This window comes from Thermorhabdus hydrogeniformans, assembly GCF_049310025.1.
In the GTDB taxonomy this organism is placed as follows: Bacteria; Bacillota; Thermosediminibacteria; order Thermosediminibacterales; family Tepidanaerobacteraceae; genus JBJYKD01.
Genome location: NZ_JBJYKD010000051.1, coordinates 1 through 12,545 on the forward strand (window position 1 = coordinate 1; position 12,545 = coordinate 12,545).

The 12,545-nt window shown below is 43.5% G+C and carries 12 protein-coding genes and 4 pseudogenes; 13 read left to right on the forward strand and 3 right to left on the reverse strand.

Annotation, left to right across the window (positions count from 1 at the left end; all coding sequences use genetic code 11):
- Positions 1-109: 109 nt before the first annotated feature.
- From dapF to ACKX14_RS14995, 11 genes and pseudogenes are all read left to right on the forward strand, one after another.
- Positions 110-946, forward strand: a complete 837-nt coding sequence (dapF, locus tag ACKX14_RS14950) for a diaminopimelate epimerase (RefSeq protein WP_422449065.1) — start codon at positions 110-112, stop codon at positions 944-946.
- 205 nt (positions 947-1,151) lie between these two features.
- Positions 1,152-2,387 carry an ABC transporter substrate-binding protein gene (locus ACKX14_RS14955; protein ID WP_422449067.1) on the forward strand — a complete coding sequence of 412 codons (1,236 nt, stop codon included), beginning with the start codon at positions 1,152-1,154 and terminating at the stop codon, positions 2,385-2,387.
- 85 nt (positions 2,388-2,472) lie between these two features.
- On the forward strand, positions 2,473-3,345 hold the full coding sequence (locus tag ACKX14_RS14960) for a branched-chain amino acid ABC transporter permease (protein ID WP_422449069.1): 873 nt from the start codon (positions 2,473-2,475) through the stop codon (positions 3,343-3,345).
- Between the two features lie 12 nt (positions 3,346-3,357).
- The gene (locus ACKX14_RS14965; protein ID WP_422449071.1) at positions 3,358-4,239 is read left to right on the forward strand and encodes a branched-chain amino acid ABC transporter permease; all 882 of its coding nucleotides are present in this window, start codon (positions 3,358-3,360) and stop codon (positions 4,237-4,239) included.
- 6 nt (positions 4,240-4,245) lie between these two features.
- On the forward strand, positions 4,246-5,025 hold the full coding sequence (locus ACKX14_RS14970) for an ABC transporter ATP-binding protein (RefSeq protein ID WP_422449073.1): 780 nt from the start codon (positions 4,246-4,248) through the stop codon (positions 5,023-5,025).
- Positions 5,012-5,728 (forward strand): ABC transporter ATP-binding protein, encoded by a 717-nt coding sequence (locus ACKX14_RS14975; protein ID WP_422449075.1) that lies wholly within the window; start codon positions 5,012-5,014, stop codon positions 5,726-5,728. The genes ACKX14_RS14970 and ACKX14_RS14975 overlap by 14 nt, the downstream gene beginning before the upstream one ends.
- 334 nt (positions 5,729-6,062) lie before the next feature.
- Positions 6,063-7,470: pseudogene (locus ACKX14_RS14980) on the forward strand (sodium/proline symporter).
- 4 nt (positions 7,471-7,474) lie between these two features.
- Complete coding sequence (locus tag ACKX14_RS14985) at positions 7,475-8,572, forward strand: BPL-N domain-containing protein (RefSeq protein WP_422449077.1); 1,098 nt, start codon at positions 7,475-7,477, stop codon at positions 8,570-8,572.
- Between the two features lie 132 nt (positions 8,573-8,704).
- Positions 8,705-9,607, forward strand: a complete 903-nt coding sequence (locus ACKX14_RS14990) for a 1-aminocyclopropane-1-carboxylate deaminase/D-cysteine desulfhydrase (RefSeq protein WP_422449079.1) — start codon at positions 8,705-8,707, stop codon at positions 9,605-9,607.
- 11 nt (positions 9,608-9,618) lie between these two features.
- Positions 9,619-9,681: a hypothetical protein gene (locus ACKX14_RS16550; RefSeq protein ID WP_479685981.1), complete on the forward strand. Its 63-nt coding sequence runs from the start codon at positions 9,619-9,621 to the stop codon at positions 9,679-9,681.
- Positions 9,682-9,738: 57 nt separating this feature from the next.
- A pseudogene (locus ACKX14_RS14995) lies at positions 9,739-9,934 on the forward strand (DUF2281 domain-containing protein).
- 281 nt (positions 9,935-10,215) lie between these two features.
- Here ACKX14_RS14995 and ACKX14_RS15000 read toward each other — a convergent pair.
- Complete coding sequence (locus tag ACKX14_RS15000; protein ID WP_422449081.1) at positions 10,216-10,668, reverse strand: GreA/GreB family elongation factor; 453 nt, start codon at positions 10,666-10,668, stop codon at positions 10,216-10,218.
- A 349-nt stretch (positions 10,669-11,017) separates the two neighbouring features.
- Here ACKX14_RS15000 and ACKX14_RS15005 point away from each other — a divergent pair, with 349 nt between their 5' ends.
- On the forward strand, positions 11,018-11,347 hold the full coding sequence (locus tag ACKX14_RS15005) for a type II toxin-antitoxin system Phd/YefM family antitoxin (RefSeq protein ID WP_422449083.1): 330 nt from the start codon (positions 11,018-11,020) through the stop codon (positions 11,345-11,347).
- A gap of 3 nt (positions 11,348-11,350) precedes the next feature.
- A complete protein-coding gene (locus ACKX14_RS15010; protein ID WP_422449085.1) occupies positions 11,351-11,668 on the forward strand; it encodes a type II toxin-antitoxin system RelE family toxin in 318 nt (105 codons plus the stop codon).
- Positions 11,669-11,878: 210 nt separating this feature from the next.
- On the opposite strand, the pseudogene ACKX14_RS15015 reads toward ACKX14_RS15010, so the two are convergent.
- Positions 11,879-12,016: pseudogene (locus ACKX14_RS15015) on the reverse strand (aconitase X swivel domain-containing protein); the annotation flags it as partial.
- Positions 12,002-12,320 (reverse strand): annotated as a pseudogene (locus ACKX14_RS15020) (IS607 family transposase); the annotation flags it as partial. The pseudogenes ACKX14_RS15015 and ACKX14_RS15020, both read right to left, overlap by 15 nt.
- Positions 12,321-12,545 lie beyond the last annotated feature (225 nt).

Sequence of the window (12,545 nt, forward strand, 5' to 3'; positions counted from 1 at the left end):
TCCAAAACATTCCTTATGAAATTTTCAAGGTTCGGGAAAAGAAGTAAAAAAGTAGGGTTTCTACACTAGAATCAATTATAAATAAAAAAATAAATAAGGATTGATGAATGTGAATAAAATACCTTTTTTAAAAATGAACGGCTGCGGCAACGACTTTATAGTAGTTGATAATAGGGAAGACATAATGAGCGGCATCGATATCCCCGGATTTGTAAGGCGCATATGTGCTAGAAGGGTTTCGGTAGGTGCCGACGGCTTCATAATGGTGGAAAAATTTAACAAAGCGGATTTTAAAATGAGGTATTTTAATGCGGACGGTAGTGAAGGGGAGATGTGCGGGAACGGCGCCAGATGTGCAGCGATGTTCGCTTTTTTAATCGGTGCCGCAGGTGATGAGATGAGATTTGAAACCATATCCGGCACATATGAAGCCAAAATAAGGGATGGTAATGTCCTTCTAAAATTTCTAACGCTTAAAAAGGATAATTTTTTGTTGAATAAAAAGCACGAATTTGGCGGCAGAGTCAGGGAATATTGCTACGCTCATGTTGGCGTGCCCCATGTGATCTTGTTTGAAAAGGGGGTAAACGGTTGGGATGATAAAGAGCTGATAGCCTTGGGGAGGGAGGTAAGGTATTGTACCGATCTTTTTCCGGACGGCGCCAATGTAAACTTCGTGGAAGTGATAGATGAACACCACATATTTATAAGGACGTATGAGCGTGGTGTAGAAGACGAAACCTATGCCTGCGGTACCGGAGCTACCGCTACGGCCATCGTGGCGGGCCTGCTGGGAAAGGTTAAGCAGCCGGTCGATTTGCTTTCAAAAGGAGGCCCCCTCACGGTGCATTACCGAATTGAAGAAAACGCTATAGTTAACGTATATCTGGAAGGTGACGCAAAAGCGGTTGTGGAAGGCTTTGTATTACCCGATGCATGGAAGTAAGCAGCGCCTTTCAAAAAAGGATGAATAAAAAATCTAAATAAACATAATATAACAAAAATTAACCATAATGCCATTTAAAGATTGGGGAGAATAAATTTATTAACCAACTTCAACTAATAAAATCCTTCGACAAAAGGGGGGATTTAACAGGAGGTACAAGTAATTAAAAGAATATGACCATGGCATTGAGAAAAGGAGGAAAAATATGAAAAAAAGTAGGTATTATTTAGCAATAGCGCTGATAATAATCTTTACCGCAAGCATACTTCTGACTGCCTGTGGAGGGCAGAAACAAAATGAATCACAAAGTCAACAACAACAACAACAGCAGCAGGGCCAGCAAACACAGCAAGAACAGAGTAAAGAGCCGATTAAAATAGGCCATGAAGTTGCTTTAACGGGCGACGCTTCTATGTGGGGGCAGTCGGAAGAAAACGCACTGCAGATGGAGATTGAAAAGATCAATGCTGCCGGCGGCGTCGACGGCAGGCCCCTTAAACTCATATCATACGACAACAGGGCCGATTCTATAGAAGCCGTCAATGTGGCAAAGAGGCTTATCGAACAGGACAAAGTGGTGGCCATCATCGGGCCCGCACAGAGCGGTGTTGCAAACGCCATTTCTTCTGTCACAGAGGAAGCTAAAGTGCCGTTTATCGCCACCACGGCTACAAATCCCCTGGTGACGGTACCTAAAGAAGGCCAGGTGAGAAAATACGCCTTCAGGACGTGCTTCATCGACCCGTTCCAGGGCACGGTGGCGGCCCAGTTCGCCTATCATAGATTGAATGCCAGGAAAGCGGCAATACTTTACGATGTCGGTTCAGACTATTCTTCCTGGCTTGCGAAATACTTCGAAGACGCTTTTAAAAAGATGAAGGGTGAAATCGTGGCGAAAGAAGCCTTCAGATCCGGCGAACTTGATTACAGGGCAATGCTTGGCAAGATAAAACAGGCCGGTCCGGATGTCATCTTTATCCCCACGGCCCAGAAAGAGGCGGCACTTGCGGCAAAGCAGGCAAGAGACCTGGGGATTAAGGCCACTTTAATGGGCGGCGACAACTGGGGCAGCCCTGACCTTATTACTCTCGGCGGGTCGGCGGTAGAGGGTTCCTACTTTGTAAACCTGGCATCAATGGAAGACCCGGATATCCAGGATTTCATTAAAGAGTATAAGGCCAAATTCAACGCAGACCCGGTCCTCCCCAATCCGGTCATGGCGATTGATGCCCTCTATATGCTGGTGGACGCCATTAAGAGGGCGGGGACAACCGACGGGCCCGCCCTGGCGGACGCACTGGAGAACACAAGTAATCTCAAAGTGCTGACCGGAATGCTTACCATTGATCCGACCACCCACAACCCATTAAACAAGCCCGCCATAATCCAGCAGGTAAAAGACGGTAAATTTGTTTACGTCGAAAAATATGTGACAGAGTAATTTGATTCGAACAGGGGGGTCTAAAAACCCCCCTCCTCGATAATATGACTTTGGCAATTCAATTTACCGGACGGGAGCTGAAATAATGTTTTTGCAGACACTGATAACAGGCCTTTCAATAGGGGGTATTTATGCCCTCATGGCTGTGGGTTACTCCCTGGTTTTCTCGATACTTAATTTCAGCAATTTTGCTCACGGCACCATCATAATGCTGGGGGCTTATATAGGCTACTTTTTGATATCTTCATTCAAACTGGGTTTCCCTTTTTCCTTTCTTGGAGCTATAGTAGGAGCGGCATTGCTGGCGCTGTTAAACGTGAGGTTGGCCTACAGCCCGCTTATAAACAGGAAGGCGCCGCCGCTTTATCTCATGATAACGGCTATGGGGGTATCGATATTTCTTGAAAACATGGTCTATGTGACGGTTGGCTCGCATTTTTATTCTTTTCCGGAAATATTCAAGAGAACCAGTATCTCCTTTTTCGGCAGTGATATAAGTCCCCTTGACCTGTTTGCTCTGATCTTTTCTTTCATAGCCATATTCAGCCTGCATATTTTCCTCACCAGGACCAAAATGGGGACCGCCATCAGGGCGGCTTCCTACGACATGACCGTGGCGTCTCTAAACGGCGTCAATATGAACAGGCTCATCGGGATAGTATTTCTTCTGGCCGGTGCCTTTGGCGGCCTTGCCGGGGTATTCCTCGGAATAAAATACATGGTATATCCCACCATGGGCTGGATAACGAATAAAGCGTATATTGCAGCGGTGATAGGCGGCCTGGGCAGCCTCCCCGGGGCTGTAATCGGCGGGGTTATCCTGGGAATACTTGAGACGTTTGTTTCTGTTTATATTTCCTCGGTAATCAGGGATGTATTCAGTTTTTCTCTGGTTATTGTATTCCTGGTAATACTACCGGCGGGCCTGCTGGGCAAGTATCTTGAAGAAAAGGTATAGGGGGGAGAATATATGCAATACATTCTCGGAGTATTATCTGTAATAGGGATAGAAATTATTGCCACGGTGGGCCTTTCGGTTTTTACAGGATTTACGGGGCTTTTTTCCCTGGGGCATGCCGCATTTATGGCCATAGGGGCTTACACGGCGGCAATTCTAACCTATTTTTATGACTTCCCGTTTTTACTGGCCCTTCTTGCCGGGATGCTGATGTCGGCGGCGGTCAGCATGATTATAGGCTTTCCGACTCTCCGGGCAAAACTCAGGGGAGATTATTTCGCCATTGCAACTCTGGGGTTTGGCGAAGCGGTGCGGGTTATTCTGGAAAACCTCTCCATAACCCAGGGGGCCAGGGGGCTTCCGGGCATCTCTCATTACACGACACTTCCCGTCGTGATCGTATTTTCGCTGCTTGTTGTCTGGATGACCAGGAATTTCATATGGTCCAAATACGGGAGGAACGCCATCGCGGTAAGAGAAGATGCTGTGGCCGCCGAGATGGCCGGGATAGACCTTTTTAAAGTGAGGATGCTTTCCCTCATATACAGCGCGGCGTGCGGTGGCCTTGCGGGAGGGCTTTTTGCGCATTATTTAAATTTCATACAACCCGCCATGTTCACATCAGTCCTTTCAACGCAGCTTACGGCCGCGGTTGTGGCGGGCGGGATGGGCAGCCTTACCGGGCCCATCATAGCCATAGCGCTGTTTATAGCCGTTCCAGAAGTGCTCAGGGTGGCCAACATGTGGCGCCTGGTGGCCTACGGCCTTATCCTGGTACTCATCATGATATACAGACCGTCGGGAATAATGGGATACCATGAGCTTTCATTTGAAACTTTTAAAAAGATAATTCCCGGAAAAGCCGCAGGTCATGCGGGCGGAAGGGGGATATAAATAAATATGGCCCTGCTTGAATTAAAAGACGTAACAAAGCGCTTCGGTGGCATAGTGGCGGTAAAAGACGTATCTTTTGCCCTGGAGCAAAACGAAATAGTCGGATTAATAGGCCCCAACGGAGCGGGCAAAACCACCATATTTAATCTCATAACCGGCGTCTATAAAGTAACCGCGGGAAAAATTTTTTTCGATGGAAAAGACATAACTGACCTTGACCCTGTTTCCATAGTAAAAAGCGGCATAGCCAGGACTTTTCAAAATATACGGCTGTTCAACAAATTAAGTGCCCTGGAGAATATCAGAACGGTCCTCTTCAGGGAAGCGGGCTATAACATAGCTCAAGCCCTTTTAAGAAGCCCAAAAGTGGTAAAAATTGAAAAGCAACTCATAGAAAAAGCTATGGAATTTTTAAAAGTGGTAGGGCTGGAGGAATACGCAAACTACCGTGCCGACAGCCTGCCCTACGGCCTCCAGAGAAAACTTGAAATAGCAAGGGCCCTGGCGCTGGAGCCCAGGCTCATTTTGCTCGATGAACCTGCCGCCGGCATGAACCCCGAAGAATCGCTGATGCTGGTGGACCTTATAAGGAAGGTAAAAGAACGCTACAATCTCACCATCATCCTCATTGAGCACCACATGGATGTGGTAATGGAACTCTGCCCCAGGATCATAGTCATAAACTTCGGTGAAATGCTTATGGACGGCACAAAAGCAGAAGTTCAGAGCGATCCCAGGGTATTGAAGGCTTACTTGGGGGAGGAATATACCTATGCTAGAGGTTAAAAACCTGAACGTATACTACGGGAAAATCCACGCCTTAAAAAATGTGAGCATCGAAGTGCCGAATGGGGAAGTCGTGACGATAGTGGGAGCCAACGGGGCGGGGAAATCAACCCTGATGTGGACTCTGGCGGGTGTGCTGAAAGCCAGAGACGGGAGCATTACTTATAACGGCAAGCCATTGCCGGCCTCAGCCCATGATGTGGCCGCGGCCGGGGTTATACTGGTGCCCGAGAGAAGGAGGTTGTACGCCAATCTGACCGTAAGGGAAAACCTCATGATGGGGGCGTTCTTGAGGAATGACCCCGAGGGGGTAAAAAAGGACCTGGAATTCATATATTCACTTTTTCCCATATTAAAGGAGAGGTCCAATCAATACGCCGGGACGTTAAGCGGGGGCGAGCAGCAGATGGCAGCTATAGCGCGCGGCCTCATGTCGCGGCCAAAGATCCTGCTTCTGGATGAACCCTCCCTCGGCCTTTCGCCATTGTATACTTCTGAGGTGTTCAAGACCATATTGCAAATAAAAGCCCAGGGGACCACCATCTTCCTCGCCGAGCAGAACGCTCACAAGGCCCTGGAAATAGCCGACAGGGCCTATGTATTGGAAACCGGACGCGTAGTCCTTTCAGGAGCCGGCAAAGAGCTGCTGGCTAACCCGAAAGTGCAGGAAGCTTATCTTGGTGTAAGGCACAAAGCAATATAAAAAGCACGCGAGGCAACCTTCGATTGCATTCGAAGGTTGTTTTATTAAAGTACAAAAATATAAAAGGAATAGAAGGATTTTTCTAAACCGTCTAGAATATATACAGACAATAAAATCACTGAAAAATTATGATTTCAGTTTAGAGGAGGTGAATTTACATGAATGTCGGGGTAAATTTATTTGTATTTTTTTTACCACTAATAGTAAGTTTGATAATTACAATAGTATTTTTTTTAAGTTGATTTTAAAATAAATATTTATGGATTAATTTTTTGGAAGGAGGATTATATTGTTTAATATTGCCGTATTTGGGATTTATTTGATAATGCTTGTTATGATTGGATACATTACATATTTAAAGGCCAGGTCTTACAGTGACTACACCATTGCAGGCAGGTCAAACAATAAGTGGATTACCGCCATTTCGGCCGAATCTTCCGATATGAGCGGATGGCTTTTATTGGGGCTTCCCGGAATGGCTTTTGCGACGGGTTTTGGTTCAATATGGGTACTGATAGGGATTTTGGCCGGTACACTGTTTAACTGGATAGTTGTTGCAAACAGGTTAAGGACAATTACAGAGTATTATAATGCTGTGACATTGATTGACTATTTTGAAAAACGATTGGATGACAAAAAAGGGACAATAAGTTTATTGTCGGGCATAATTATCATACTTTTCATGATTATAAATTCTTCGGCCGAAATAATAGGAAGCGGCAAATTGTTGAATGCGGCGTTTGGTTTTGATTATAATGTGGGTATTTATAGGGCTTGCAATAGTTTTGATTTATACTTTTTTAGGCGGCTTTTTAGCTGTAAGCTGGAGCAACTTGGTACAGGGGACGATAATGTTTATCGCTTTAATTCTAGTGCCTGCGGTCTCATTGTTTAACGTAGGGGGCATAAACAATTTAATTGCAAACCTGCTCCATCAGGATAAAAACTTTTTTTCGCTGTTGAGCGGGAGCCAGGGATTTTGGCCAGTTTTTGGCCTCATTATGGGAGGTATTGGAATAGGAATAGGTTATCCGGGCCAACCTCACATCCTGACTAATTTTATGTCGATAAAAGATCCGAGAGAAATAAAAGATTCCACGTTGATAGCGATGATATGGGTGGGTCTGACTACATATGGAGCTGCGATTATAGGGATGGTAGGAAGGTCTTTATATCCCTCAATTGAAGACCCGGAAAAAATCTTCCTTGTCCTGGCTAAAAATTTATTCCCCAGTTATACCCTTGGAATTTTTGCTGCTGCGGTAATGGCTGCAATACTTTCTTCTGTTAGTGCCTATTTACTTGTGGCTGCAGCATCTTTCGCTTCGAACATATATACCAGGTTTGTTAAGGTAACCAATGAAAACCAGCTCATATGGGTTGAGCGTCTTGCCGTTTTTGCAATATCAATCCTGGCGCTTTTAATGTCAATATCAGGCGGGCTGGTCTTTAAAATAGCGCTGTACGCGTGGGGAGGGCTGGCGGCCTGTTTCGGGCCATTGGTTATTTTCTCGCTATACTGGCCGAAATTGAATAAGACCGGTGCAGTATGGAGCATGATTATAGGAATGGTCACAATCATTTTGTGGTATAATTTGGGTCTGTCGAAGTGGCTTTACGAACTTGTTCCGGGTTTTGCTTTAAGCATAATTACATTATTTACGGTGAGCAAACTTTCGGGCGGCCCTGATAGACTGACGGAAGAGAAATTTTTGAATTACCTTTCGCAGATAAGGAGATGACGATATGGCAGAAAAAGAATATATAATAATCCCGATGGACAGATTGGGGGTTGCAGGAGCTCAGAAAGATATTGTCGGGACAATCAAATTTATTAATACATTGATAGATGCGGGTAAAGAAGTATTTTGGTTGGTAAGGCCTGTTAGAATTTTTACCGATGATTTTCCAGAAGGGCATATTTACAGCCCTGGAGGTTTTATAATAAAGGGTGAGCCTGAGATTTGCGAGCAGTTAAAAAATAATGAAATTGTTTACTCTTTCATCACATCAAATCTTGAAATGCCAGTAAAAATAAACAGGAAAAAAATCGCCCTCTACACAGGCAAAGGGGCGGCCGATTTTTGCACAAAACCGCTAATAGAGGTTTTGGAACTTACGGGATTTAAGCACGAATGTTTAAACGATAAAGATATACGAAGCGGGTTGCTAAAAGAATTCGATATATTCCTTGTTCCCGGCGGGCCCGACGCAGGTGAATCTTTCTACTGGGGCCTTGGGGACCTGGGGTATAAAAATATAAAAGAATTTGTATATGATAAAGGAAGCTATTTTGGGATATGCGCAGGGGCTTACCTTCCGTTGAAATCTTTATCGGAAGACAACAGATACTGGTTAAACCTCATTGAGGCGACAGATGATCAGGAATTGGATTATTGGAGGACCGGTACGGGTTTTGTAAGGGTAAGAGTTGTTGAGAATATGCACCCTTTTGCATTTGGCGTGGCTACTGGAAGTGTAAACACTTTTGACATCGTTTACTGGGAAGGTCCTGCAATAAAAATATTAAGAGACAGCGTAAAAATTCTTGCCAGATTTGACGATTTTATAGCATCCGGAACAAATACAGATTATCCAAGATGGAACTTGCTCGACAATACTCCTGCAAAAGATTCGATTGATAACTGGTACAACATACTTACAAGAGAGCGGTTCAACAAATATTTAAAAGACAACGCCGCCGTCGTAGAGACTAAAATAAACGGCAACAAAATGCTCCTTTATTCGCCGCATGCGGAGTTTGGAAACATAGGCATAACGCAAAGAAAAAATAGCCAGGTATTCCAGCTTATTACAAATGGGTTGTTTTATTTAAGTATTTGAAACGGAATAAATTAAGGGAGCTGTGTAAATTGAATCTGATGCGGAAGTTAAATCAATTCCCAAGGTTAAAAATGCTGTGGGGAAAGACTCCTATAATTCGAGCGGATAAAATCGGGTGAAACCGGCGTCAATTTGTATATAAAAAGAGATGACCTTAGCGGTCTTGCATTGGGCGGCAACAAGACCCGCAAGCTGGAATTCTTGATGGGGGAAGCTGTATCTGGAAATTATGATACAGTAATCACAGCCGGGGCTATTCATTCCAATCATGCTCTCCAGACAGCCGCGGCGGCCAAAAAACTGGGGCTTAATGTAATCCTTGTTTTGAGGGGAAAGGAAGAATACCGCGGAAACCTGCTTATGGATAAACTGCTTGATGCCGATATTAGGGTATATAATGTCGGGACAAGCAAAGAATTAAACCACATCATGCAAAATATAGTCTGTGAACTTAAAGACAAAGGCAAAAAGCCTTATATCATTCCCATAGGGGGCTCAAACCCGGTCGGTGTCCTGGGTTATATAACTGCAGTTATGGAAATAGTGGAACAGGAACGGGAAATGGGGCTGAACTTTGATTATGTAATCTGCCCCACCAGCAGTGGAGGAACACAGGCAGGCCTTTTATTGGGATACAAATTGTTAAAACCCCAAACAACGGTTTTAAGTATAGGTGTAGGAGACCCCAGAGACGAACTCATTGAAGATGTTTTCCACCTTATTAATAAAACTGCGAAAACCCTGGAGATAGAAACACTTATTGCCCGGGAGGATTTGGAAGCCATCACAGTGGACGGCTACGGTTTCGGGAGTTATGGCACCATTGTAAAAGAAATAATAGATATTATACGGTATACCGCTTCCAGAGAGGGGTTTTATCTAGACCCGGTGTACAGCGGCAAGGCCTTTTACGGTATGCTGGACCTGATAAAAAAACGCATTATACCACGGGAGAAAAATGTGCTGTTTATCCATACGGGGGGACTGGGGGGCATATTTCAATATGAAAATATCATAAGTGACATGATTTCATGAGCCTGCCACTCATGGAACAAATCTATCGATGGTTCAAAATAATTCGCGCAGAAGTGTACCACAAACGAGGTTAAACATTGTTGAGAACTTTTGTGATATAATAATCTTGTAATAATCTTGGGGTGAGTTTAATGAATACGGCAAAAAGAATTCTTTTTAAATTGATTGAAGAAATACCAGAAGACCAGATTCCAGAAATAATTGATTTTATTAGTTTTTTGAAATCCAAAAAAGATAATGAGGTTTTTAAGGAGTTATTATCGGCAAGTGAAAGCAGTATCGATTTCTGGAATAATGACGTTGATTGATGAGGTATGGTCATGTTGACCGACAATGACCTTGAAGAAGGAACTCTTAAGGTAGATTCTTGTATAAGGGTTGATAAATTATATACTTTGTCTCAAAGTATTGTAATCAGTAAATTTGGAGTGGTCAAAAATCATATTATGGATAACGTAAGAAAGGTGATTTGTAAGTTAATTCAGAACATATAATTACGTTATCAAAGTCTTCGTCAAGCTTGGTGAACCCCCGGATACGGACCCACATGCGGCCCCGCATATCCAGTGGGGGGGCTCACCGTCCCTTCCTACTCGATTGCGCCGACTCTACGGAAACTTTATAGATTTAATTTCATAAGAAAACACGCCGCCGGGGGCGTTGACCTGTACCTTTTCGCCGGTATTTTTTAGCAGCAGTGACTTTCCCACCGGCGACAGGATCGAAATATCGTATATGTCCCGGCTTGCGTCTCTGCTGACGGAAGGCATAATCACCCGAAAACTATAAGTTTCTTCATTTTCAATGTCAAGCACTTCCACCCGGCTGTCGATAATCACAAAAGGCAGGCTGCCGTCAACGGAGTCTGCCGGGCGGGCGCTTCTTATAAAATCGTCCAGGCGCCTGATATAATTGTCCAGCAGCAGTTCGAATTCAGTGCGCTCATAAGAAGAATCATTAAAGAACTCATCAACAAGCTTGTGTTTATCGGCTTCCAGATTTGCTAGTTGTTTTACAATAGCTTCAAAAGCCGTTTTTGATAATGCGTAAGTCTTTTTCATACAACTTCCCCCTAAGACATTTTATGGAAAAATTCCCAAAAAACAACTCGGGCATTTCGCCTGTGCGAAATGCCCGTTTTTATAACAGCATACCATTTATTACAGACATTGTCAATAGTGTATGAGATTTCCATTTAATACAAGGTTTTATATTTTCTGACATATGGTGATATGATTGGTCAATTGGATAACATATGATGATTGTGGTTTTACTTATCAGTACTTGCGGGTCAGTTGGCCCGCTGTATTACAGGGAGGGATAAAAATATATATAATAACATTGATAAATTTATCGATATGGCATATAATATTATCAGGAGTCTCATGATGAAAGAGAGGGTCTGATAATATGCCTGAAAAAATCACCGTAAGCAGTGTTCTGAATTCCCTTGTGCCAATTTCCAGGTTCAACAAGGGGGAAGCGAATAAAATCTTCGAAGAGGTCAGGGAAACCGGCTTTAAGGTTGTGTTGAAAAACAACACACCGGCGTGCGTGCTTCTAAAGCCTGAGTTGTATGAACAAATGCTTGAAACCATAGAGGAATACCGGTTGCTGCTGGAAGCCGAAAGGCGTATGGAAGACGCAAAACCGGAGGACTTTATCCCGCAGGAAAAAGTTTTATCTGAGCTTGGCATAAATAAAGCAGATTTAGATAATACAGATGTGGAGATAGAGTAGCTTATGTGGCAGGTGGAATATTTGAAGGAAGCGGTGGAGGACTTGAAGCGTCTTTACCACAGCCAGCGGTTGCAAGTACTCAAAGCCATAGACAAGGTTTCAAGCAACCCCTTGCCGCAGAACGAAGGGGGATACGGCAAACCTCTGGGAAACAGGAACAGCCTGAAACTTTCGGGATATCTTAAAATAAAGCTGAAAAGGCTTGGCTTGAGGGTGGTATACAAGCTGGTCAGGGAAAAGAATGTTATGAAGGTTATTGTAGTATCTGCAAGGGCAGATGACGAGGTTTATCTTTTAGCACAGAAAAGAACAGATAAATAGCGGAAATTAAACAAGGAATCGTCACAGGTACATCAGCAGACTTGACCTTGAGAACATCAGCATCAATGATATGCGAACCATCATTTATGCTGATTTGTTTCACAAGGGTAAAAACCTGTCTCCTACTTTATCCTTCACGGCCAGGCGGACGTTCCGGTTGGGACCGCGCCAGCAAAAGAAAAAACTGCCGGCAAGTCAACACTAAACACGGATTATGCCTGCAGCAGCCAGGGAATCTATGTGCTTTGAAAAGAGCATGGCTTTTGGGCCTATTCCCAGTTCTGTAACGCTTTGCAAAATCATGCCACCTGTGGTGGAACCGATGGTTTGGGGAAGGCATATAAGTTCTACTCCAAAGCTTTCCATAAAAAATTTAAGATATTCTAAAACCAAACCTTGCCAGTCTATCAGGATACTCTATTACAACTTTTTGAACTTCTCCTCTTTTTATTTTGTTCAGAAGCTTTAATAAACCTCTCCTGTTTTCATTTACCCTACTTGCTATTTCGGATATGACTTCATACCGCCAACCTTGCAAATTGGCATATTCTTCAAGTCTCCTGATTTGATTTTTTAGGTACTCTTCCTGCTTTTTTGTAGATACTCTTGCATATAAAACTACAGTTGGTTTTGGTTTTTCTTCTCTCATACCTCACTAGCGTTGCATAAATAAAAAATTCATTTGTCAATTATAAAACAGCAAAGAAAATTAAATAAAACTGAAGAAAAATCAAGAAAAGCCTTGTACTATTAAAAAAATCCTTTATAATAGAGATATGGGGTAGTCCTTGCCCAAATCCCTAATATAAAGGAGCAACAAAATGCAAGGCAAGGATACCATAAATTCCACATTAAGTCAACTGTTTAATCCATTATC

Bases quoted from the DNA above. Each gene is read 5' to 3' on its own strand.
- ACKX14_RS14975 (WP_422449075.1), top strand. From the start codon at position 5,012: ATGCTAGAGGTTAAAAACCTGAACGTATACTACGGGAAAATCCACGCC.
- ACKX14_RS14970 (WP_422449073.1), top strand. From the start codon at position 4,246: ATGGCCCTGCTTGAATTAAAAGACGTAACAAAGCGCTTCGGTGGCATA.
- ACKX14_RS15005 (WP_422449083.1), top strand. From the start codon at position 11,018: ATGCCTGAAAAAATCACCGTAAGCAGTGTTCTGAATTCCCTTGTGCCA.
- ACKX14_RS14985 (WP_422449077.1), top strand. From the start codon at position 7,475: ATGGCAGAAAAAGAATATATAATAATCCCGATGGACAGATTGGGGGTT.
- ACKX14_RS15010 (WP_422449085.1), top strand. From the start codon at position 11,351: ATGTGGCAGGTGGAATATTTGAAGGAAGCGGTGGAGGACTTGAAGCGT.
- ACKX14_RS15000 (WP_422449081.1), bottom strand. From the start codon at position 10,668: ATGAAAAAGACTTACGCATTATCAAAAACGGCTTTTGAAGCTATTGTA.
- ACKX14_RS14960 (WP_422449069.1), top strand. From the start codon at position 2,473: ATGTTTTTGCAGACACTGATAACAGGCCTTTCAATAGGGGGTATTTAT.
- ACKX14_RS14955 (WP_422449067.1), top strand. From the start codon at position 1,152: ATGAAAAAAAGTAGGTATTATTTAGCAATAGCGCTGATAATAATCTTT.
- ACKX14_RS14965 (WP_422449071.1), top strand. From the start codon at position 3,358: ATGCAATACATTCTCGGAGTATTATCTGTAATAGGGATAGAAATTATT.